The sequence below is a fragment of the Solwaraspora sp. WMMD792 genome (assembly GCF_029626105.1).
Lineage (GTDB): Bacteria > Actinomycetota > Actinomycetes > Mycobacteriales > Micromonosporaceae > Micromonospora_E.
The window spans coordinates 3,978,736-4,001,197 of record NZ_JARUBH010000009.1; the positions used below are offsets into that span (position 1 = coordinate 3,978,736).

The 22,462-nt window shown below is 71.0% G+C and carries 20 protein-coding genes and 2 tRNA genes; 4 read left to right on the forward strand and 18 right to left on the reverse strand.

The genetic code is table 11. The features are described from left to right. Positions 1-18: 18 nt before the first annotated feature. The 6 genes from O7629_RS18850 to O7629_RS18875 form a co-directional block, all read right to left on the reverse strand. Positions 19-816: a carbon-nitrogen hydrolase family protein gene (locus O7629_RS18850; protein ID WP_278170713.1), complete on the reverse strand. Its 798-nt coding sequence runs from the start codon at positions 814-816 to the stop codon at positions 19-21. 27 nt (positions 817-843) lie between these two features. Continuing rightward, positions 844-2,133 carry an ATP-dependent Clp protease ATP-binding subunit ClpX gene (gene clpX, locus O7629_RS18855; protein WP_123603013.1) on the reverse strand — a complete coding sequence of 430 codons (1,290 nt, stop codon included), beginning with the start codon at positions 2,131-2,133 and terminating at the stop codon, positions 844-846. 211 nt (positions 2,134-2,344) lie between these two features. Further along, complete coding sequence (locus O7629_RS18860) at positions 2,345-3,007, reverse strand: ATP-dependent Clp protease proteolytic subunit (RefSeq protein WP_123603014.1); 663 nt, start codon at positions 3,005-3,007, stop codon at positions 2,345-2,347. Between the two features lie 11 nt (positions 3,008-3,018). Next, positions 3,019-3,663: an ATP-dependent Clp protease proteolytic subunit gene (locus O7629_RS18865; RefSeq protein WP_278170716.1), complete on the reverse strand. Its 645-nt coding sequence runs from the start codon at positions 3,661-3,663 to the stop codon at positions 3,019-3,021. A gap of 214 nt (positions 3,664-3,877) precedes the next feature. Then, positions 3,878-5,224: a trigger factor gene (tig, locus tag O7629_RS18870; RefSeq protein WP_278170717.1), complete on the reverse strand. Its 1,347-nt coding sequence runs from the start codon at positions 5,222-5,224 to the stop codon at positions 3,878-3,880. Positions 5,225-5,390: 166 nt separating this feature from the next. Beyond that, positions 5,391-5,464: transfer RNA gene (locus O7629_RS18875), tRNA-Pro, on the reverse strand. A 155-nt stretch (positions 5,465-5,619) separates the two neighbouring features. Between O7629_RS18875 and O7629_RS18880 the strand changes: the two genes are divergently transcribed. Continuing rightward, a tRNA-Gly gene (locus O7629_RS18880) sits at positions 5,620-5,693 on the forward strand. A gap of 25 nt (positions 5,694-5,718) precedes the next feature. Here O7629_RS18880 and O7629_RS18885 read toward each other — a convergent pair. After that, complete coding sequence (locus O7629_RS18885) at positions 5,719-6,360, reverse strand: hypothetical protein (protein WP_278170718.1); 642 nt, start codon at positions 6,358-6,360, stop codon at positions 5,719-5,721. 641 nt (positions 6,361-7,001) lie between these two features. On the opposite strand from O7629_RS18885, the gene O7629_RS18890 reads away from it, so the two are divergent. Further along, the gene (locus O7629_RS18890) at positions 7,002-7,589 is read left to right on the forward strand and encodes a hypothetical protein (RefSeq protein ID WP_278174380.1); all 588 of its coding nucleotides are present in this window, start codon (positions 7,002-7,004) and stop codon (positions 7,587-7,589) included. 75 nt (positions 7,590-7,664) lie between these two features. Here O7629_RS18890 and O7629_RS18895 read toward each other — a convergent pair whose 3' ends face one another. The 3 genes from O7629_RS18895 to O7629_RS18905 form a co-directional block, all read right to left on the reverse strand. Further along, positions 7,665-9,206 carry a hypothetical protein gene (locus O7629_RS18895; RefSeq protein ID WP_278170719.1) on the reverse strand — a complete coding sequence of 514 codons (1,542 nt, stop codon included), beginning with the start codon at positions 9,204-9,206 and terminating at the stop codon, positions 7,665-7,667. Between the two features lie 134 nt (positions 9,207-9,340). Beyond that, positions 9,341-9,547, reverse strand: coding sequence for a tautomerase family protein (locus tag O7629_RS18900; RefSeq protein WP_278170720.1), 207 nt, complete (start codon positions 9,545-9,547; stop codon positions 9,341-9,343). Between the two features lie 45 nt (positions 9,548-9,592). Beyond that, positions 9,593-10,351 carry an SDR family NAD(P)-dependent oxidoreductase gene (locus tag O7629_RS18905; protein WP_278170721.1) on the reverse strand — a complete coding sequence of 253 codons (759 nt, stop codon included), beginning with the start codon at positions 10,349-10,351 and terminating at the stop codon, positions 9,593-9,595. A 103-nt stretch (positions 10,352-10,454) separates the two neighbouring features. On the opposite strand from O7629_RS18905, the gene O7629_RS18910 reads away from it, so the two are divergent. After that, complete coding sequence (locus O7629_RS18910; protein WP_278170722.1) at positions 10,455-11,303, forward strand: helix-turn-helix transcriptional regulator; 849 nt, start codon at positions 10,455-10,457, stop codon at positions 11,301-11,303. 340 nt (positions 11,304-11,643) lie between these two features. After that, positions 11,644-13,047 (forward strand): endo-1,4-beta-xylanase, encoded by a 1,404-nt coding sequence (locus O7629_RS18915; protein WP_278174588.1) that lies wholly within the window; start codon positions 11,644-11,646, stop codon positions 13,045-13,047. A 97-nt stretch (positions 13,048-13,144) separates the two neighbouring features. On the opposite strand, the gene O7629_RS18920 is transcribed toward O7629_RS18915, so the two are convergent. The 8 genes from O7629_RS18920 to O7629_RS18955 are packed head-to-tail and all read right to left on the reverse strand — an operon-like array spanning position 13,145 to position 22,437. Continuing rightward, a complete protein-coding gene (locus O7629_RS18920; protein ID WP_278170723.1) occupies positions 13,145-14,269 on the reverse strand; it encodes an aminotransferase class V-fold PLP-dependent enzyme in 1,125 nt (374 codons plus the stop codon). A 28-nt stretch (positions 14,270-14,297) separates the two neighbouring features. Continuing rightward, positions 14,298-15,647, reverse strand: coding sequence for an oligosaccharide flippase family protein (locus O7629_RS18925; protein WP_278170724.1), 1,350 nt, complete (start codon positions 15,645-15,647; stop codon positions 14,298-14,300). Further along, a complete protein-coding gene (locus O7629_RS18930) occupies positions 15,644-16,876 on the reverse strand; it encodes a glycosyltransferase family 4 protein (protein WP_278170725.1) in 1,233 nt (410 codons plus the stop codon). The genes O7629_RS18925 and O7629_RS18930 overlap by 4 nt, the downstream gene beginning before the upstream one ends. Beyond that, a complete protein-coding gene (locus O7629_RS18935) occupies positions 16,873-18,147 on the reverse strand; it encodes a glycosyltransferase (RefSeq protein WP_278170726.1) in 1,275 nt (424 codons plus the stop codon). Before O7629_RS18935 ends, O7629_RS18930 begins: the two co-directional genes overlap by 4 nt. Positions 18,148-18,195: 48 nt before the next feature. Next, entirely contained in the window at positions 18,196-19,230 is a 1,035-nt protein-coding gene (locus tag O7629_RS18940) for a sulfotransferase (RefSeq protein ID WP_278170727.1), read from the reverse strand. Next, entirely contained in the window at positions 19,230-20,063 is an 834-nt protein-coding gene (locus tag O7629_RS18945; protein ID WP_278170728.1) for an FkbM family methyltransferase, read from the reverse strand. The genes O7629_RS18940 and O7629_RS18945 overlap by 1 nt, the downstream gene beginning before the upstream one ends. Beyond that, positions 20,054-21,088, reverse strand: coding sequence for an NAD-dependent epimerase/dehydratase family protein (locus O7629_RS18950; RefSeq protein ID WP_278170729.1), 1,035 nt, complete (start codon positions 21,086-21,088; stop codon positions 20,054-20,056). Before O7629_RS18950 ends, O7629_RS18945 begins: the two co-directional genes overlap by 10 nt. After that, entirely contained in the window at positions 21,088-22,437 is a 1,350-nt protein-coding gene (locus O7629_RS18955) for a nucleotide sugar dehydrogenase (protein WP_278170730.1), read from the reverse strand. Before O7629_RS18955 ends, O7629_RS18950 begins: the two co-directional genes overlap by 1 nt. Positions 22,438-22,462 lie beyond the last annotated feature (25 nt).

The window sequence follows — 22,462 nt, forward strand, 5'->3', positions numbered from 1 at the left end:
CTTGCCGCCCGCTCGGCGTCAGAGCCGGCGGTTCGCCAGGCTCGGCAGCTCGCGCCGAATAGTCTCCAGCCGCCCTGGGTCGAGATCAGCGAACACCACACCGGAGGCATCCGGCGCCTGGGCGACGACGACGCCCCAAGGGTCGACCACCATGCTGCGGCCGTAACAGGTACGGCCCGGCTCATGCTCGCCGATCTGGCCGGCGGCCAACACGTAGCACTGGTTCTCGATCGCCCGAGCGCGGAGCAGAACCTCCCAGTGGTCCCGGCCGGTGTGCAGCATGAACGCTGCCGGCACAACCAGAACCTGGGCGCCCAGCTCAGTCGCCAGCCGCCGGTACAGCTCAGGGAACCTCAGGTCGTAGCAGATAGACAGGCCGATCCGGATGCCGTCGCACTCGACCACGACCGGGTCGGTGCCGGGTGCCACGCTGCTCGACTCGTGGTACGAGACCCGACCGGGAATCTCGACGTCGTACAGGTGGATCTTCCGGTAGGTGGCGGCCAGTCCGCCGCCGCCGTCGAAGACCAGGCAGGTGTTGAACGTACGGTCTGGGTCGGGCCCGCGTTCGTGGTAGGAGCCGACCACCACCCACATCCCTAGCTCGCGCGCGGCGTCGGCGAAAAACCGCCCGACTGTCCCGTCGACGGGCTCAGGCTCGGGCAGCCCTGCCGCAGTGCCGAGGTAGTCGACGTACTCGGGAAGCACCGCGAGATCGGCGCCGCCGGCGGCGGCCGACGAGAGCAGACCGTACGCGGTCGCCAAGTTGGCGGCCTGGTCGGAGCGACTGTTCAGCTGGCAGACAGCGACACGCACGGGCGGTGCTCCCTGGTTGTGTTGCGGCTAGGCCGACTTCTCCTCGCGGTCGCGCCGACGCCGGCCGGTGAACTCCCGCGGCACGATCGTCGGGTTGACGTTCTCCAGTACGGCCTCGCGGGTGATCAGCACCCGGGCGGCGTCCGGGTTGCTCGGCACCTCGTACATCACGGAGAGCAGCACCTCCTCCATGATCGCCCGCAGGCCGCGGGCACCGGTGCCGCGGAGCATCGCCTGATCCGCGATGGCCTCCAACGCACCGGGATCGAACTCCAGCTCGACGTTGTCCAACTCGAACAGACGTTGGTACTGGCGGACCAGGGCGTTGCGGGGCTGGGTCAGGATCCGGACCAGGGCCTCGCGGTCCAGGCTGCGGACGTTGGTGATCACCGGAAGCCGGCCGATGAACTCCGGGATCAGCCCGAACTTCAGCATGTCTTCCGGCATGACCTGGGTGAGGATGTCGTCGGTGGACCGCTCGGACACTGCCCGGAGCCGGGCCCCGAAGCCGGTGCCGCCCTGCCCGGTGCGCGACTCGATGATCTGGTCCAGGCCGGCGAACGCACCGCCGCAGATGAACAGCACGTTGGTGGTGTCGATCTGGATGAACTCCTGGTGCGGGTGTTTGCGCCCGCCCTGGGGCGGCACGTTGGCCACCGTACCCTCGAGGATCTTCAGCAGGGCCTGCTGGACGCCCTCGCCGGAGACGTCCCGGGTGATCGACGGGTTCTCCGACTTGCGGGCGATCTTGTCGACCTCGTCGATGTAGATGATCCCGGTCTCGGCCCGCTTGATGTCGTAGTCGGCCGCCTGGATCAGCTTGAGCAGGATGTTCTCGACATCCTCGCCGACGTAACCGGCCTCGGTCAGCGCGGTCGCGTCCGCGATGGCGAACGGCACGTTGAGCATCCGGGCGAGAGTCTGCGCGAGGTGGGTCTTGCCGCAGCCGGTGGGCCCGATCAGCAGGATGTTCGACTTGGCGACCTCGACTGCGTCGTTGGCCCCGGGCGCGCCGGCGGCGTCCGCCTGGATCCGCTTGTAGTGGTTGTAGACCGCGACCGCGAGCGCCTTCTTGGCGTGGTCCTGGCCGACCACGTACGAGTCCAGGAACTGGCAGATCTCCATCGGCTTGGGAAGCTCTTCCCACTTCACCTCGCCGGACTCGGCCAGCTCCTCCTCGATGATCTCGTTGCAGAGATCGATGCACTCGTCGCAGATGTAGACCCCTGGGCCCGCGATGAGCTTCTTGACCTGCTTCTGCGACTTGCCGCAGAAGGAGCACTTGAGTAGGTCGCCGCCGTCGCCGATCCGTGCCACCTACGTTCTCCCTGCGCTCTCGGCCGGTCTCGCCGGCCCTGGCCTAAGGACGGTCTGCCTCGTCAGTGTCGAGCACCTGCCGCCGGTCAACTCCGTCAGACGGTGCATCTCGACGTTACCCGCTGGCGAGGCAAACTCCGACCCCCAAAATCGGGTGTGTCAGAGGTCGGCCAGTCTACTCACTGTCTGGCCGACCTCTGACCGTGCGTCGTCAGCTGGCCGAGCTGGCGGCCAGCACACCCTTCTTCCGGCTGGTCAGGATGGTGTCGACCAGGCCGTAGTCGCGGGACTCCTCCGCCGTCATGATCTTGTCGCGGTCGATGTCCTTACGGACCTTCTCGACCGCCTGGTTGCAGTGCCGGGACAACATCTCCTCCAGCTGGGTCCGCATCCGGAGGATCTCGCGGGCCTGGATCTCGATGTCCGAACCCTGTCCGTACCCGCCCTCGGTGGCCGGCTGGTGGATGATGATCCGCGAGTTCGGCAGCGCCATCCGCTTGCCGGGGGTGCCGGCGGCGAGCAGCACCGCAGCCGCGCTGGCCGCCTGCCCCAGGCAGACCGTCATGATGTCCGGCCGGACGTACTGCATCGTGTCGTAGATCGCCGTCATGGCGGTGAACGAGCCACCCGGCGAGTTGATGTACATGATGATGTCCCGGTCCGGGTCCGTGCCCTCGAGGGTGAGCAGCTGGGCCATCACGTCGTTGGCCGACGCGTCGTCCACCTGCACCCCGAGGAAGATGATCCGGTCCTCGAAGAGCTTGTTGTACGGGTTCGACTCCTTGATCCCGTACGAGGTGCGCTCCACGAACGACGGCAGGACGTACCGGTTGTGCACCGGAGCGAACCCGGGCGGCATGGTCAGGTCAGTCATCGTCGCCTTCCTCAGTTGCGGGTGCCAGCGCCGGTCGGGACCTGCGTGGCTCCAGTGATCACCCGGTCGATGAAACCGTAGTCGAGCGCCTCGGCGGCAGTGAACCAGCGGTCACGGTCCGAGTCCGCCTCGATCTGCGCCGGCTCCTGCCCGGTGTGGAACGCCACCCGCTCCTGGAACATCCGCTTGGTGTAGAGCATCTGCTCGGCCTGGATGGCGATGTCGGAGGCGGTACCGCCCATCCCGCCGGACGGCTGGTGCATCATGATCCGCGCGTGTGGCAGAGCGTACCGCTTGCCCGGCGCACCGGCGCAGAGCAGCAACTGGCCCATGGACGCGGCCATACCCATCGCGATGGTGGCCACGTCGTTGCTGACGTACTGCATGGTGTCGTAGATCGCCATGCCCGAGTAGACCGACCCGCCCGGCGAGTTGATGTACAGGTTGATGTCCCGGTCCGGGTCCTCGGCGGCCAGCAGCAGCAGCTGGGCGCAGATCCGGTTGGCCACCTGGTCGGTCACCTCGCTGCCCAGGAAGATGATCCGTTCCTTGAGCAGGCGGTTGAAGACCGTGTCGTCGAGGTTGCCACTGAGTGAGTCACCGCCGCGGGCCTCGCTCACCCGGTTGGGCATAGCTGGGATGTGCAGATCGGTCATGGCAGCCCTTCGCTCTCCGTGCGTCGTTAAGCCCGACATTAACCGTTGCGAACGGGCCGGGCGCCGTTCTCAGGGTGCTGTTCGCTCACAGCGCAGGGGGCCGCGACACGTGGTGCAGCGGTCACCCCGGTTGAGCAGGCGGGTGGTCCGCTACGACGAACGGGCCATCGGCCGGGCATGTGCATCCCGGCCGACAGCCCGCAGTCGGTCACGCTCAGTGCTCGTGGTTGTGCTCGGCCTCGTTGGCTTCCCGGATGGCGTCCATGCTGATCGGGTTGCCGGCCGCATCCTTCATCGTGATCCGCTCCATCACCAGGCCGAGTGCCTTACCCCGACGGACGTCGCCGTAGACCGCCCCCGCTGCACCCGACCGGGCCAGCTGGTCGTAGTACTGCTGAGGCGCCATCCCGGCCCGCTGGGCGCGGTGCACGATCTCGTGGCCGAACTCGTCATCGGAGACCTGGACGTCCTCAGCGTCGGCGAGGGTGTCCAGCAGCAGTTGGATCTTGACCGCCTTGCCGGCCGCCTCGGCCAGCTCCGCGTCGATGTCGGACTCGGACTTCTCCTCGGAGCCGAGGTAGTCCTCCCAGGAGGCCCCGATCCGCTCCAGCTGGTCGGTCATCGCCTGCTTGCGGTGCTCGACCTCCTCGCGGACCACGCCGTCGGGTGCCGGCACGTCAGCCGCCTCGACCAACTGGTCGAGGGCCTTGTCCCGGGCGGCGTAGATCTGCTCGACCCGCTTGACCCGCTCGACCTTCTGCCGCAGGTCGTTGCGCAGCTCCTCCAAGGTGTCGAACTCGCTGGCCAGCTGGGCGAACGCGTCGTCCAGCTCCGGCAACTCCTTCTCCTTGACGGTACGCACGGTCACCGCGACGTCCGCGTCCCGGCCGGCGTAGTCGCCGCCGACCAGTTGGGTGACGAAGCTGGTCGCCGCGCCGGCGGCCAGCCCGACCAGCACCTCGTCCAGGCCGGGCAGCAACTGCTTGCTGCCGACCTCGTGGGAGAGGTTGGACGCCGAACCCCCCGGCACCTCCTCGCCGTCGACGGTCGCGGCCAGATCGATCTGGACGTAGTCGCCCTCCTGAGCCGGCCGCTCGACCGTCTTGAGGGTGGCGAACCGCTCACGCAGCCCGCCGATCTGGTCCTCGATTTCCTTCTCGTCGATCTGCAGCTCGTCAACGGTGACCTCGATGGTGCTGAGATCCGGCAGGCTCAGCTGCGGACGTACGTCCATCTCCGCGGTGAACTTCAGCGCCTCACCGTCGGTGAAGTCGGTGATCTCCACCTCCGGCCGGCCGAGCGTCTTCACCTCGTGCTCGCGGACGGCGGCCAGGATGTTCTGTGGGATCGCCTCCTGGACGGCCTCGTTGAGCACCGCGCCCCGGCCGATCCGCTGGTCGATCACCGCCGCCGGCACCTTGCCCTTACGGAAGCCGGGGATGGTGACCTGCTGGGCGATCTCCCGGTACGCCTTCCGCAGGCTCGGTTCGAGCTCGACGAACGGCACCTCGATGGCGAGCCGGACCCGAGTCGGGCTCAAGGTCTCGACGGTGCTCTTCACAGGCGTACTCCTTGATGCATGTCAGTCTTTGTCCGGTCGTCGCTGTCGGCTCCGGGCACTCGCCCGGGGCAGCCACCCCCGCCGAGTGGCATGGCACAGCCCATCGAGTGTAGGCCTGCCGGCAGGCCGGATCGTTCTCGCCCGGTGCCGAGCCGGCGGTTGACAGTCGGGGTGGCGGGATTTGAACCCACGGCCCCTCGCTCCCAAAGCGAGTGCGCTACCAAGCTGCGCCACACCCCGTGGCACCGGTCAGTCTATGCCGTCGGCAATCCGCCGCGCCGCCCGGTATCCCGCCGGCTGTCGCATCGGCCCGCCGCGCTGGCCGGCGGACCCCCGTGCGGCAGACCCGCGACAACTTGTACGCTAGACGGCGCGCCCTGCTCGCCGGGGCGCACGCGGGCGTAGCTCAATGGTAGAGCCTCAGTCTTCCAAACTGATTACGCGAGTTCGATTCTCGTCGCCCGCTCCAGTTGCTCCGCCGCAGGTCAGCAGCACTACTTCCCTTCCGGTACGCCGTCGGCGGTCAGGGCGCCCTGCCCCGGCGCGGCCGGCAGGAAGATGTGGGTGTGCCCGTTGCCAGCGTCGACGTTGAGCACGTCGAGTTGTGTCGCGGCGACCGACCAGGTGGTGACCGCGATGTCCCGCTGACGGCCGGCGAGCTCCAGCAGAGTTCCGCGGTCATCCTGTGGAAGGGCCAGCGCCGCCGCGTAAGTGTCGACTGCGGCGTCGAGCGCCCGCACCGCCGCAGCCAGACCGGAACGGGCGATGTTGACGCCGGTGCCGCCGGACGGCGGGTTGGCGAAGTCCTCGACCACGTCTCTGGTGATGCCCCGCCACCCTTCGACGTCGGACTGGGTGGCCGCCGGACCGAGCGGCTGGCCCACCGGCACCGCACCGGCCAGCCCGTCGAGCACCGGCAACAGACTCTCCTGCGTACTGCGGGCAAGTGCGGTCAGCTCCACGATCTGGGCCGCGTTCCGCTCCTCCTCCTGCGCCTGCAACTGCGCGACTCGGTCGTCGAGCGGTGCGGAGTCAGCTGCGTCAGTGGAGTCGCCTGCGGTCACGGCTCCGATCGGCGCGGCGAGTAGTGCGCCCAGCGCGAATGCGATCGCCAGCGGAGCCAGGCGACGGGCCAACGGCGTCCCCGACGGGGCTGCCCGCGTGGCCGGCCGGGCGGACGATCTGGCGGAATCACGGGCGCTGCGGCTTCGGCGGTCTGCCGGCATGGTGGAGCCTCTCCACTGCTGGTGACGGGTGGGGTCACGCGTTGGCTCGCCGAAGGCCGCTGCGTCTTGCAAGGTGGGCCCGGCACCGGCCCGCCGAGGCTGGCACCAAGGTTGAAACCACTTTAACGGACCATCCGACCACACCGGGGGTGCCGAGGCGTCGGCGCCGCTGGCCGGCAGCACGGGAGCGCCGCCGCCCCGGTCGGAATGATCCGGTGGGCGGGGTCGTTGTGCATGGTCGCGCCACGCACTCCGGCCCGCAGCCGCCGGGCGGCAGTCAGGCTCCGGGCCCGGCCGGGCCGCCCCGGTCGGTGGGCCCGGTCGGGAATCGTCGGCGGGTCGGCGTGGTTGTACATGGTCACGGCGCGCAGCAGCGCACCCGCGCCCCACCCCCCTTCGGGGCGTGCCGGAACCGCCGCGAGCCGACATCGCACGTCTGACCCCGTACCACCCGGATGACCGTTTACCGCACACCCGCCCGTGACAGGTGTGGTGTGCCCCCTCGGCAAACGGAAGGTGGACCCCCCATGACCACGATCATCACCCGCACCCTGCGTACCAGCCTGCGGACCACCGCCCTCGGCATCGCCGGGCTGACCCTGGCCGGCGGCGCGATCGCCGCCCCCGCCCTGGCCGCCGACCACGCCCCCACCGCCCTCGCCGCACCCGTGGCCGCCGCCAGCAGCGACAGCGTCGACACCGACAAGCTGACCCCGCACGGCGTGCAGGGCGAGCAGTCCCGAATCGACCTGTCCAGCGAGCAGACCGACAACGTCAAGGGCATCATCGCCGCGACGAAGAAGGCCGGCATGGACGAGCGGGCCGCCGTGGTCGCCATCGCCACCGCCCTGCAGGAGTCCAAGCTGGAGAACCTGGGCCACCTCGGTGACCGCAACGACCACGACTCGCAGGGCCTGTTCCAGCAGCGCCCCTCCTCCGGCTGGGGCACCGTCGAGCAGATCACCGACGTCGAGTACTCCACCACCGCGTTCCTCAACGGGCTCAAAGCCGTCGACGGCTGGCAGGACATGCCACTGACCCAGGCCGCCCAGACCGTCCAGGTATCGGCGTACCCGGACCACTACGCCCAGTGGGAGACCCAGGCCGCCGAACTCGTCGCCCAGCACTGGAACAGCTGACCCGAAACACCACAAACTCAGCGCGAGGGCCGGACCCCGTACCCGGGTCCGGCCCTCGACGCACCCCGAATCGGATCAGTCGAAACGTACAGTTATTTCGATGTCCAGCCAGTCTGGCAGGTCACCGGCGGTCCCGACGCACGCGAGGAAGCTGAGCGGCTGCCCGCTCGAGAATCGTGGTTGAGACTGGCCGAAGATGTCCCGGATCTGTTCCGGGGTGGCCGACTGCCCCTCGTCCAGTGCCACCACCGCGGCGGGGTTGTTGCACTCCGCTGTCGAACGACCGGCCTTGACGAAGAGAACCGTCCGGTCCACCAGCCCGATCCGGGGAACCTCTATCCCGACAAGTCGCCCCGGTGACACGACGCCGAAGGCCGGGAACTGGCCGAGATACGGCACAAAGCCCTCCCAGATGATCTGCCGCTGCAGTCGTACGGTCCTGGTCTGTGGGCCCGGCGGTTCGCTTGGCGCGTCGACGAAGCTGGCGAGCTCGTTGACCTTGGTGTTGTCGTAGTAGTAGACGCGCGGATCGGAGCCGGCCACGAGGAACGCCTCGATCGTGCCGCCGCCGCCCCAGGTGGGAGCGTCGGCGCTGTCGGTGACGTCCTGGTAGTTCCAGCCGCCGTCGTAGTAGGCGTACTCGTAGATGTGTCCGGTGTATGTGCCCTTCGAGTAGACCCGCGCGTCGCCACCGCTGCCCATCGGGAAGCCGGCCAGTCCGGCGGACTCCGGACGGACAGCTCCCACATCTTCGGTGAGATCGCGGTGGTGCCAGCGGCCCTGCCAGTACGACAGTTCGCGCACGTGCTCCGACGTGTCCATGTAGTAGATCCGCGAATCCGGGCCGCCGACGGTGAAGCCAGCCAGCAGATTGCCGTCCGCAGCCGGGGCGCCGATGTCACGGACGAGATCTCGGTGGTGCCAGCGACCCTGCCAGTACGACAGCTCGTGCACGTGCCCGTCGCGGTCCAGGTGGTAGACCCGGGAGTCGGCACCGCCCGCGGTGAACGCGACGAGTGCGAACAGGGCCGCCTCCGGGGCACCGACATCTGCGGTCAGATCGCGATGGTGCCAGCCCTGTTGCCAGTGGGAGAACTCGCCTACATGCCCGTCGTAGTTCATGTAGTAGACCCGTGGATCAGTGCTGGTCGCCTGGAACGCTGCGATGGCGGCGATGGAGCTCGCCGGCGCGCCGGCCTCGGCGGTCAGATCACGATCATGCCAACGGCCATCGTGGTACGCGAGCTCGTGCACATGGTCGTCGTAGTCATCGTGGTAGACCCGCGGCTCCGTTCCGTTCATCGCGAACCCGGCCAACCGCCCTCTCCTGACCACCCGGGCGCCCGCAGCGGCGGTGATGTCACGGTGGTGCCAACCGCCCTGGTAGTAGGCAAGCTCATGCACGTGGTCGTCGCCGCCTGGGTAGTAAAGCCGGGGATCGGTGCCGTTCACCGGAAAGGCGACCAGATCTCCCGCAACGTCCGGGGCACCGGTTTCATGGGTGAGATCGCGGTGGTGCCAACTCCTTGCCTGTGCCGCAGAGACGTCCCGCGCCGAGCCGGCATGCTCCCGCACCTTGTCCCTGGCCTCGTCCAGAACCTTGTTCCCGAGTTTCACGTCGACCTCCCGAATGCGCCCGTACAACGCGCCCGTACGCGGATGGGACCCGCCGGTTTCCTCGCGGCCTACCCACGAACCGCCTGGCTATCCCCGCCAGCCGCAGTAGCCGTCCTCGATCTGCTCCGACCAGCTCAGCTACGGCCGAGCAGGTCGGCGTTGAGGATGGTGCCGCCCAGGCACCAACCACCGTCGGTGACCTCTTCGAGGATCACCAGCGTGGTTGGCCGGGCGCGTTCGCCGTACACGGTCACGAAGGCGTCGGTGACGGCGTCCTGCAGCTTCTTCTTCGACTCCGGGGTCAGCGTGTCGGCGGGAACCTTGAGGTTGGCGTAGGGCATGGGGTTTCCTTCCGGTCGGGCAGGTGATCGGCCTGGTCGGGCAGGTCAGCGGGCGTGCGGGTCGGCGGCGTTGAGGGTGGCCACGACCTGGTCGTAGTCGCCGCGTACCTCGGCGTACCGAAGGAACTTCACTCGCTCGACGAGGATCTCGTGAGCATGCGGGTCGGCCTTGATCAGACCCATCACCTCGTCGGCGTACTCGTCGAGCGGCATCGCGAACTCCGACGTCTGCTGGCCCGGTAGCAGCCCGGTCCGCACGGCGGGCGGGACCAGCTCCGTCACCTGTACGCCGATCGGCGCCAACTGCAGGCGCAGCGTTTCGCTGAGCAGGTGGATCGCCGCCTTGGTGGCGTTGTACGTCGGGGTGACGCGCAGCGGGACGTGCGCCAGCCCGGAGGAGACCGTCATGATCGTGGCATCGGGCCGGGTCTGCAGGTGCCCGGTGAACGCGGCGATCAGCCGGATCGGGCCGAGCAGGTTGGTGGTGACGATCTGCTCGGCGTCGGCGAGGAAGGCCAGGTCCGTCCAGTCCTCGCGCCGCATGATGCCGGCCATCGCGACCAGGACGTTCAGCTCCGGGTAGCGGCCGACGACGGAGGCTGCGGCCTGCGCGATGGACGCCGGGTCGGTGACGTCGATGGGTACGGTGCCGAAGCCGTGCTCGGCGGCGAGCTGGTCGAGCAGGTCGGTGCGGCGGCCGCCGATGATCACGGTGTTTCCGTTGGCCTGCAGCCGCTCGGCCAGGGCGAGTCCGATTCCGGATGTGCCACCGGGCACGAAGATGGTGTTTCCAGATGGGTTCATGCCCACTACCTTCGGCGTCGGCTGCGCCGGGCGGCAGAGACCCGGTGATCGGGGGACCGGCGATCCCTGGTTGGGCCGGGCCCTTCGGTCGCAGGATGGGGACATGGACCGTACCGGCCTGGCCGATTTTCTCCGCCGCCGTCGTGCGGCGCTGCGTCCCGCCGACGTCGGCCTGGTGTCGGGCCCTCGTCGGCGTACGCCCGGGTTGCGGCGCGAGGAGGTGGCGGCGCTGACCGGGATGTCGGTCGACTACTACGTACGGCTGGAGCAGCGGCGCGGGCCGCAGCCGTCGGAGCAGATGCTCGCCGCGCTCGCCCGTACGCTGCGGCTGACCGCCGAGGAACGCGACCACCTGTACCGGTTGGCCGGGCACAACGTGCCGCGTCGCACCCCTGAGGACGGGCATGTCGCCCCGGCCCTGCTGCGGGTGCTGGACCGGATGGCGGACACTCCGGCGTTGATCCTGTCGTCGCTGAGCGAGGTGCTGGTGGCGAACCGCCTGGCGGTGTCGATCTTCGGTGATCCGGCGGCCCGGACCGGGCTGGCCCGCAGCGACGTCTACCGCTGGTTCACCGACCCGGCCGCCCGGTCGGTGTATCCGCCGGCGGACCACGACCGGCAGGGCCGGAGCCTGGTCGCTGCGCTGCGGGTGGCGTACGGTGCGGCGGGTCCCCGGTCACGCGCCGGCGAGTTGGTGCGGGCGTTGCTGGCCGGGTCTGGTGAGTTCCGCGACCTGTGGCAGCGGCACGAGGTGGCCCGCCGGTTCGCCGACCACAAGACGCTGGTGCATCCCGAGGTCGGCGACATCGAGGTGGACTGTCAGGCGCTGTTCACCGAGGACCAGGGGCAGGCGTTGCTGGTGCTGACGCCCCGGCCGGGCAGCGAGGCCGAGGAGAAGATCCGGCTGCTCGCGGTGCTCGGTCAGCAGGACTTCGCCGGTACGGTCCGGTAGCGCACCGGCGCAGTCCAGGCGCGGCGTGGCCCGACGCGGTCCGGTGGCGGTGCGCTCTGCCCCTTGAAGGCGGCGAAACAATCTGGCAATGTTACGCACATCGATGTTAGCGCTCTCAATGTCGGGTGGCCGTCGTCCAGGTCAACCACGCGGTGAGCAGTCGGTAGCGCTAACACCATGTCCATATCGACCTAGAAGGTCACCGTCGCACCCGGGAGCCATCGTGACACCACCGGTTCGTCCCAGCCCCAATTCCACCGGCAGGCGTGCCGTGCCTCCGGCCGTCCGGCGACCCCGCCTGCCCAGACGGATGCTGCTGTCGTTGGCAGCCGTCGCCGCGATGCTCCTCGGCGCGGTCGTGGTGGCCAGCCCGGCCAGCGCGGCGTCGACGTTGGGTGCCGCCGCCGCCGAGAGCGGCCGCTACTTCGGCGCCGCCACGAACTCGTTCATGCTGAACCGCCAACCCCACGCCACCGTCCTCAACCGCGAGTTCAACTCCATCGTGGCCGAGAACGAAATGAAGTGGTACCACACCGAACCCAACCAGAACCAGTTCAACTTCACCGCCGGCGACCAACTCATCGCCCACGCCCGCGCCCGCGGCATGACCGTCCGCGGCCACACCCTCGTCTGGCACGCCCAACAACCCACCTGGGCCCAGAACATGTCCGGCACCGCCCTACGCAACGCCATGATCAACCACATCAACCGCGTCGCCGGCCACTGGCGCGGCCAGATCCACTCCTGGGACGTCGTCAACGAAGCCTTCGCCGACGGCGGCAGCGGCGCCCGCCGCGACTCCAACCTCCAACGCACCGGCAACGACTGGATCGAAGTCGCCTTCCGCACCGCCCGCGCCGCCGACCCCAACGCCAAACTCTGCTACAACGACTACAACACCGACGGCATCAACGCCAAGTCCACCGCCATCTACAACATGGTCCGCGACTTCAAATCCCGCGGCGTCCCCATCGACTGCGTCGGCCTGCAGTCCCACCTCGGCACCAGCCTCGACCCCACCTACCAGCAGAACATCCAACGCTTCGCCGACCTCGGCGTCGACGTCCAGATCACCGAACTCGACATCCAACAGGGCGGAAACCAGGCCAACATGTACGGCCAGGTCACCCGCGCCTGCCTCGCCGTCGCCCGCTGCACCGGCATCACCGTCTGGGGCGTCCTCGACCCCGACTCCTGGCGCACCGGCGCCAACCCCCTGCTGTTCGACGGCAACGGCAACAAGAAACCCGCCTACGACGCCGTACTCAACGCCCTCAACTCCGCCGGCGGCGGCGACCCCGGCACCGGCCCGGTCGACCCGAACGCCTGGTACGTGCTGGTCAACCGTAACAGCGGCAAAGCCCTCGACGTCTACGGCCTGTCCACCGAGGACGGGGGGCGGATCACCCAGTGGTCCCGCAACGACGGCGCCAACCAGCAGTGGCAGTTCGTCGACTCCGGCGGCGGCTACTACCGGCTGAAGTCCCGCCACTCCGGCAAGGTCCTCGACGTCTACGAGTGGTCCACCGCCAACGGCGCGGCCATCGTCCAGTGGACCGACCACAACGGCACCAACCAGCAGTGGCGCCTCGCCGACTCAAGTGGCTACGTCCGGCTGATCAGCCGACACAGCAACAAGGCCCTCGAAGTCCAGGGCGCCTCGACCGCCGACGGCGGCAACATCGTCCAGTACGACGACTGGGGCGGCGCCAACCAGCAGTGGCAACTCGTCCGCGTCGGTTAGTGACCGGCGTCCCGGCCGGCACCGTCCACCGGCCGGGACGCCCCGCCACCCACGCGTCCAGCCCGGCATCGTCCCGGTCAGCCCAGCGTCGTCCCGGTCACTTCAGGATCGTCAGTAGGGCGTCGACCACCCGGTCCTGGTCGGCATCGGTCAGGTCGGGGTGGATCGGCAGGGACAGCTCCTCGGCGTAGTACGCCTCCGCCGTCGGGCACTGCCCCTGCCGGTAGCCGAGATCGGCGAACACCGGATGCCGGTAGACCGGCAGGTAGTTGACCTGTACGCCGATGCCCGCCGCCCGCATCCGGTCGTAGACCTCACGTCGGCGACCAGCGAGTACGCGTACCGGGTAAAGATGCCAGACCGGGTCGGCCCAGGGCCGCCGCTCGGGCAGCCGCAGACCCGGCAGATCGGCGAGCAGTTCGTGGTAGCGGGCCGCCAGCCTGGCCCGGTCGGCCTTGAACCGGGGCAGCCGGGTCAGCTGGTTGAGCCCGAGCCCGCAGAGGACGTCGGAGAGCCGGTAGTTGAGGCCGAAGCTGTGCACCTCCTGGTGCCAGCCGCCCTCGTCGCCGTACCGCAGCTGCTGCGGGTCGCGGACCATGCCATGGTTGGCGAACCGGCGTACCCGGTCCAGCAGGTCCGGATCGGTGCCGGTCACCGCGCCGCCCTCGCCGGTGGTGAGGTTCTTGGTCGGGAAGAACGAAAAGGTCGTCAGGTCGGCGAGCCCGCCGACCGGCACCCCACGGTACGTCGACCCGATCGCGTGCGCCGCGTCGTCGAACAGCAGCGCCCCCGCGTCGGCGGCGACCTTGCGCAGCTGCCCGTACTCGGCGGGATGGCCGGCGTAGTCGACGGCGGTGACCACCCGGGTCCGGGAGGTCACCGCGGCCTGTACGGCGGCCGGGTCCAGGTTGCCGGTGGCGTCCTCGACGTCGGCGAAGACCACCCGGGCGCCGTGCAGCGCGGCGGTCGCGGCCGTCGCGACGAAGGTCAACGGCGTGGTCACCACCTCGTCGCCGGGGCGCAGGCCGACGGCGCCGTACGCGGTGTGCAGCGCGGCGGTGCCAGAGCTGACGCTGACGCAGCCCACCCCGCCGAGGTAGCCGCCCAGCTCGCTCTCGAACCGGCGGACGGTCGGGCCGGCGGTCAGCCACTCGGTACGTACGGCGGCGGCGACCGCCTCGGCGTCGGACTCGTCCAGGCAGGGACGCCCGTAGGGAAGCATCGACATCACTCCATTACTGGTCGGTGGGTCACACCCTGCTGAGCGGGGCAGGTCGTGGTTGGGCGTCACCGGCTCCCTCGGGGTGCGGGTCGTCGGCTCCTCCGGGGCGCGGGTCGTCGGAGTCCGCGAGGCGGGGCCGGTCGGGTCCCTGCCGGCGGGCGGCCCGGCGGGTCAGCAGCAGCCAGGACGACGCCGAGATGCCGGCGTACAGCGTGACGCAGGCGACCGCCGCGCCCGCCGTACCCCACAGCTGGACGGCCAGCAGAAACAGCACCAGCGCAGCCGCGCTCCAGGCCAGGCCGAACGCACCGACCGCGCCCATCCGGCCGGCACCGAGCAGGGCCCGGCTCGCCACCGCGTACGGCACGAACGCGACCTCGGCGACCAGCAGCACCACCAGCAGCGGTCCGGCGGCGGCGAACCCGGGGCCGAGCAGCGGGATGACCAGCAGCCAGCCCAGCAGCCCGGTCACCGCGCCGACGGCGGTCACCACGCCGGCGGTCGCCGCGACCGTGCGGACCGGGCGCAACGGTCCGGACGCGACGGCCGCGTCCCGGTTGACGAGCTGGCCGATCGCGTTCGGCACCATCCTCGGCACCTGGCCGAGGGTGGACGCCACCGAGTAGACGCCGACCGCCGCCGCCCCGGTGAGCGCGCCGAGTACGTAGCGGTCCAGCCGCAGCGCCAGGGCCAGCCCGAGGGTGAGGCCGAGTGCCCGGCAGCCCCGGCCGAGCAGTCGGGACAGTTCGCGTCGGGCCGGGGCCTGGAAGCAGAGCAGCCCGGTGGCCCGCAGCGCGACGACCTGCGCGGTGGTCGCCGTCAGCATGCCGGCCCCCTGCCCGAGCAGCAACGCCCAGACGCTCGGCGCGACGGCGACCGCGATGAGCAGGCCGAGCCCGCCGCCGAGCGTGGTCGCCATCGCCCAGAGACTGCCGGACCGGAACAGACCGGCCGCGTACCAGCCGTCGGGTAGCTGGGTGTGGGCGACGTACCCGCAGGTCAGCACCGACAGGGCGAGCAGGTAGCGGGGGTCGGCGAGCGCCGGGTCGATCAGCGGCGCGGACAGCGCCGACACCGCGACGGCGAGTACGGCGGCGCTGACCGTGGCCGCCATTGAACACCAGGTGTAGCTGGCGACCAGGTCGCGTCGCCGGGCACCGCCGCCCGCCGCCGGATACGCCGAACGCAGTTGCGGCCCGGTGCCGAGGCCGGCGAGCAGCGGGACGATGCCGGCGGTGGACACGCCCAGCACCATCAGGCCGCGGCCGTGCGGGCCGAGCACGCTGGCGGCCAGCAGCGCCGCCACCATGTTGCTGCTCATCTGGACGGCGCTGGAGCCGGCCAGCAGGACCAGGGTGGACCGCCGGTCGCGGGTCACCGCGCCTCGGCCCGCCACAGCGACCGCCACTGTGCCGCGGCGTGCCGGGTCTGGAACGGTGAGGTCGCGAAGCTCTCCCGGATCCGGTCGCGGTCGGCCGGGCCGGTCCGGGCGCTGCGCAGCACCGCCTCGGCCCACCGGTGCGCGCCGGCCGAAAGGTCGACGAGGGTGAGGCCGTCGACGTACCGGGACGCCTCACGCAGGCAGGGCAGGTCGGTGGCGACGACGGGCAGCCCGGCGGCGAGCGCTTCGAGCACCACGCCGGGCAGCCCCTCCCAGTGGGAGGGCAGGACGAACACGTCGGCGGCGGCGAGCACCGGGGCGATCTCGTCCACTTCCCCGCCGAGGATGACCGTCGGGTCGTCCGGCACGTCCGGGTGGGCCGACACCACGTCGTCGACCCCGCACGGCCCGACGATGAGCAGCCGGGTATCCGGCGGAGCCGTACCCGCCGGCCCTGCCGCGCCCGCTGGCGACGCCGTACCGCCTGGGGCGTCGGTCCGGGCCTGGACCGCACGGTGCACGTCGACCAGGAACGGCCGGTTCTTCTCCGGCGCGGCCCGGCCGATGTAGCCGATGACCATGGCCTCGGGTGGGATGCCCCACCGTCGGCGGGCCGATTCCCGGTCGCTGCCGACGACCCGGGTCGCGTCGACGCTGTTGTAGAGGATCCGGCAGCCGGGCATGCCGACTTGACGGCCGGCGTACGCCATCGCCGCGTCGCTGACCGCGACGATGTCGGTGGCGACCACGTGCAGCAGCCGGCGCAGGACGGCGCGCAGCAGCCGGCGGGCGACGGTGTCGCGGCGGCCGTCCCCTTCGCTCCACATCCGGGCGATGCGCACCGGCACGCCCGTCACGGCGGCCACCGCCAGTACCACCGCGCTGAACAGGCTGATGTGCGACACGACGACGTCGGGCCGCCGCCGGCGCAGGCAGCGCCGCAGCCGCAGCGGGAAGGTGACGGCTGGGCGCTGCGGGACCTGGACGACCGCCGCCCCGGCGGCCCGGAACTGCGGTGCCAGGCTGCCTGCCCGTCCGCCCATGGTGATGAACGTCTGGCGCACCTCGGTGGCCGGGACGGCCCGGCACATGTCGAGCGAGAGCGTCTCCGCGCCGCCGCGGTCCAGCGTGCCGATGACGTGGACGACGTGCACGGATCTGCCGGCCGGGCGGTGCGATCCCGCCTGTGGTGGAGCTTCGGTGGGAATGGCAGTTGGGCGGGTCACGCGTAGCTCCTCTGGGTGGCTCGGCTGGGCCCACCGGTGCGACCCCCGGTACGTCCTCCGGTGCGGTCCCCGGTGCGCTCGGCGGTCGCCGCGGCGACGGCCTGGTAGTAGGCGGTCCGCCGGGCGGTGAGCACATCGGCCGAGAAGTCCCGGGCCCGGGTGAGGTTGCGGGCGGACGCGGCGGCCATCAGCTCCGGGCGGTCCAGTAGCGCCGCGACGGCACCGGCCCACCGGCCCGGGTCGTCCGGCGGGACCAGGAACCCGGGTGGCAGCAGCTCGGGGATGCCGCCGACAGGTGAACCGATCGCGGGCAGTGCCCGCGCCATCGCTTCGATCAGCGCGCGGGGCAGCCCTTCGGTGCGCGACGGCATGACGAACAGGTCGGCGGCGTCGAGTTGGCGACGGACGGCGTCGCCGCCGGGCAGCGCGCCGGTGAATACGGTCCGGTCGGCGACGCCGTACCGGCGGGCGAGGTCGGCCAGCTCGGCGCGGTGCCGTCCGTCGCCGACGTGGACCAGCCGGACCGCCCGGCCGTCGGCGGTCAGGGTGGCGAGGGCGGCGATGAGGGTGTCGATGCCCTTGTACCGCTGTTCGAGCGAGCCGACGGAGATCAGGGTGGCCGGCTGCCGGGTCGGTGCGACGGTCCCGGTCCGTCCGATGGTCCGGGCGGTGTCGACGTACGCGGCCGGAGTGAGGTCGACATCGGACACCGCGACGCTCACCGCGCCCGCCGAGGTCGGGTACCTGTCCTGCAGGAAACGGTCGGTTACGTAGGCGGCGCCGATGGCGCGGCGGCACTGCCGGCGCAGCCGGTCGACGTACAGCCGCCGCAGGACGGGCCGCAGCGGGTGGTCCACCACGCCGGGGGCGAACAGGTCGTACGGATCACCGACCACCTCCATGGCGTACGGGAGGCGACGGCGGTCCCGGGCGGTGGCCAGGAGCGTGCCGATCGGCGACGGCGCCCGCAGGATCACCGCGTCCTGCGGGCCGGCGGACTCGCGCACGGCCCGGCCGATCGCCGCCCGGTGGGCGAGGTAGCGGTACGGCCCGAGGTAGTACGGCACCGGCCAGACCTCGACGCCGGGTCCGTCGACCCGTTTCGCCTCGGCGGCCGGCTCGACCGCGTCTTGTACCCGGGCGACGACCCGGACCTCGTCGAACGCCGCCAGGTAGCCGCTCCAGAACTGGTGGTCCTGCCCGGTCCGGGCCCAGATCGCGCCGTCCGGGGTACGGGCGAACCGCGCCTCGATGGTCACCACCACTCGCATCGTCCCTCCACAGGCACCCGTCGGAAACACCCTTGTTCAGGGCGGTATCTACACTTTCAGTCGGTGATGTGCCTCGGATCCGACCGCCTCGGTCTCTGGCGCTGACGGCTCTGGCGCTGACGGGTCAGGCGGCAGGGGGCGGTGGTAGCCGTACCGGCGTAGCAGCGGCGCGCACAGCCCGGTGATGGTCCGGCGGGCGGCGACCGGCAGGCCGGTACGCCACGCGTCGTCGACCCGCAACGCCAGGCGGCCGGTGGTGAACCGCATCCGGTTGCCGGAGACGCTGTGCAACTCGCCCAGCTCCACCTCCCCGCCGGACAGGTAGGACAGATCCAACCCGGTCTGCGGCAGGCCGGCGAGCCGGCCCAGCGTCGCGGCCGCACCCGGCGGATCGGCGAGGAACTCCTCGTACCGCATCCGGTGCACCAGCCGCCCGCCGACCGCGCCGTGCCGCCGCCGGCCCAGCCGGCCCAGCAGGTCGTACGCGGCGTTGTGCCCGCTCCAGGTCAGGGCGCACCGGACCGCCGGGAACCGCGGCACCGCGACGTCGGTGCCGGACTCCGGGTCGTGCACCCGGCGCATCCAGGAGTACGCCACTCCCCTCGGATCCCGCACCAGGTGCAGGATCCGCAGATCGGCCGGACCGGCCCAGCGCAGGCCGTACGCCAACGCGGTGTCCTTGGACGAGTCGACGACGACCCGGGCCCCGGTCACCGCCGCCGCCGCGGCGTAGATGCGCGCGTGGTAGTCGACGTACTCGATCACCCGGGCCCGACGCCGCTCGCCGAGCCACGGGGCGGCGAGCAGCCCGACGTGCCGGGTCCGGCCGACGACGGCGCGCAACCGGGCGATCCGGGCCAGGTCGACATTGTCCCAGCCGCCGAAGGCGTACTCGCCGATCCTGCTCCACAACGGACAGTCTCGGAACGCCGCACCGCACCCGCAGAGCCGGTTGTCCCGTACCCCGTTGTCCCAGACCTGCGCGACCTCGCCCAGCCCGCACACCCCGGGCAGTTCGTTGAGCACCCGCTCGACCAGGGTGCTGCCGCTGCGGCCGATCCCGCCGATGTAGCACAGCCGCATCAGTGCCTGCCCCGGGAGGCGTACACGTAGTACGGGATCCACGGCCGGGGGTCGGCCGGTCGGGTGGTGATTGTGTACCCGGCGTCGCGCAGCAGCGTCTTGACCGGCGCGAAGGTGCGCATCCACGCGTCGGCCGGGCCCTCGGCCTTGAAGTCGTGGCAGGAAACGACGAGGTTGTCGACCACGTCGAGCACGTCGCGGGCCCCCTCCAGCACGCTCAGCTCGGCACCCTCGATGTTCATCTTGAGCAGGTCGACCCGGTCGACCCCGCAGGTCCGCAGGATTTCGTCCAGCCGGCGGCCGGTGACCTCGATCCCGCCGGTGCCCTCCTGGCTGATCCCGTTGCGGATGTGGCTGAGCGCGTCCTCGTCGATGCGGACCGGACCGGCCTCGCCGACCACCGCGCACTCCAGCAGCGTCACGTTGGACAGCCGGTTGAGCTCGACGGTGCGACGCAGGCAGCGGAACGTACGCGGGTGCGCCTCGATGCTGAGTACCCGGCCCCGCTGACCGACCACTCGCGAGAACAACCGGACCTCGGTGCCGACACCGGCCCCGATGTCGACGACGGTGTCACCGGGACGCGGGTGGTAGCCGTACAGGAAGGTGTCCCGGACCACCAGGTCCTCCCGCTCGGCGGACAGCCCGCCCAGCTCGGTGTTGACCACCGTCCCGCCCCGGTACCGGTGAATCCAGGTTTCCTCCTCGTACCGCACGACGCAACGCGAGCGGGACCGTAGCGACAGCGCGATACCGCCGAGCCCGGCGATGATCCGGGGGTCGACCCGGTCGTCGACCACATCGAGGATCCGGCGACGCAGACTCACCGCCATGACGGCACCCGCCCTTCGGTTCGGTCCGGCGCATCTGGCGGCGTCGGATGTTCGGCGCCGGTCGGTCGGCCGTGCTCGCGGTACCAGGCGAAGGTCCGCCCGACACCCTCTTCCAGCGCGACAGCCGGCTGGTAGCCGGTGAGCCGGCGCAGCCGGCCCAGGTCCGGGCAGCGTCGGTGCACCGAGCCGGCCGGCGCCGGTTCGGGCCGCAGACTGGCGTGGCTGCCGGCGGTACGCAGCACCAGCTTCGCCAAATCGGCGATGTTGGTCTGCTCCGTGTCGTCGCCGATGTGCACGATCCGGCCGGCGGCGTCGGGGGTGGCCATCAGCCGGACCACCGCCTCGACGGCGTCGTCGACGTAGCAGAAGGCGCGGTACTGGTCGGCGCCCGGCACCCGGAACGGGTCCTCGCCGCGTAGCGCCCGCAACGACATCTCCGGGACCACGTGGTCGGTGCCCATCCGGGGCCCGTACACGTTGTGGAACCGGCCCACCACGGCCTGTGCGCCGACCGCGCGGGACCCGTGCAGCACGGCCGCCTCGCCCAGCAGCTTGCTGGTGGCGTACGCGAAGCGGGGGGCCGTCACGTCGGCCACCATCGCCGGGACGTCCTCACCGGTCGGTACGGCGGCCACTCCGGCGTCGACCGCGCCGGCGTACACCTCACTGGTGGAGCTGAAGAAGACCCGGTCGGCGGCGTCGATCCAGTCCATCAGGTGCAGCGCGACGAGCGCGTTGATCCGGACCACCCGGGCCGGGTCGGCCTCGACGTTGCGCACCCCGACCACGGCGGCCAGCAGGTAGACCTGGTCCCAGTGGCGGGGCAGCGCCGCCCAGGTCGCGGCCCGGGTGAGGTCACCGGCGACCACCTCGACCGCCGGGTCGGCACAGACCTGAGCGAGTTCGGCGTCGTCGCGGCCCCGGGAGAAGTCGTCGACCACGGTGACCGCGTGACCGTCGGCGACCAGCCGGCGCACCAGGTGCAGGCCGATGAACCCGGCACCGCCGAGGACCAGCGCGCGCATCACACCGGCTCCCTGGTGGACCGGTAGCCCAGGCTCTCGTAGTGCACCCCGGCCGCCCGCACCGACTCCTCGTCGAGGATCCGCCACGAGTCATAGACGAACCGGACCGCGGTGCCGGGCAGCAGCGTGCCCACCGGCAGCCCCCGGTAGTCGGGGTGGTCGTTGAGCACCAGCACCGCGTCGGCCTCGCTGAACGCCTTGTCGAGGCTGACCGGCTCGCCGCCGTGGGCCCGGATGACCTCGTCGGCCACCAGCGGGTCGTGGCCGAGCACCCGTAGCCCGGCCCGGTCGAACGCCGGCAGCATCGCCACGACCGCCGCGCCGCGCATGTCGTCGGTGGGCGGCCAGCCCTTGTACGCCCAGCCGAGGACGGCGAGGGTCGCCCCGGCGGTCGCGCCGCGCAGTTGCCGCAGCCGCCCGATGACGGTCTCCGCCACCTGCACCGGCAACTGCTCGTTGCGTTGCCGGGCAGCGGCGACCAGCAGTGGGGTGTGCGCCGGTGCGCTGGCACCGAACAGGTACGGGTCCTTGGACAGGCAGCTCCCGCCGACGAAGCCGGGGCGGGCCAGGTCGGGTCGCGGGTAGTCGTGGTTGGCGGCCCGGACGACCTCCAACGGGTCCACCCCGTGCGCCCCGGCGAGCAGGGCGATCTCGTTGCCGTACGCGTAGATCAGGTCGGTGTGGCAGTTGTTGGCCAGCTTCACCAGCTCGGCGGTTTCCAGGCTGGAGACCGGGACCACCTGCCGGACGAGCCGGCCGAACAGGGCCACCCCGGCGCGTCGGCTGTCGTCGTCGAGACCGCCGACCACCTGGGGCAGTTCGGTGAGCTCGCGCAGCGCCTGCCCCTGGATGGTCCGTTCCGGTGCCATCACCAGCCGGGCCCGGCCCCAGGCTGCGGTCAACGCCGGCAGGACGACCCGCCGGCTGGTGCCGACCGGCACGGTGCTGCGCACCACGACCAGGGTCTGCGGTCCGCAGCGCCGGGCGATCTCGGTCGCGGCGGCCGCGACGTTGGTCAGGTCCGGCTGTCGGGTGCCGTCGCGGACCGGGGTCGAGGTGCCGTGTCGGACCGGCGTCGAGGTGCCCTCGCGGACCGGGGTCGACACGCAGATGACCGCTGCGTCGAGATCCGGCGGAAGGGTCGGATGGACGAACAGGTTGCGGCCGAGGGTGTCCCGCAGCGCCTCGGCCAGGCCCGGCTCGTACAGGTGGACCCGGCCGGCCGACAGCGCCTCCCGGACGCGCGGCTCGCTGTCGACGCCGTGCACCTCGAATCCGTTGCGGGCCAGGCCGGCCGCCAGGGTCAGCCCGACGTAGCCCATGCCCACGATGCCGATTCGATTCACCATTGTCGCTCCTTGTCCGAGATCGAGG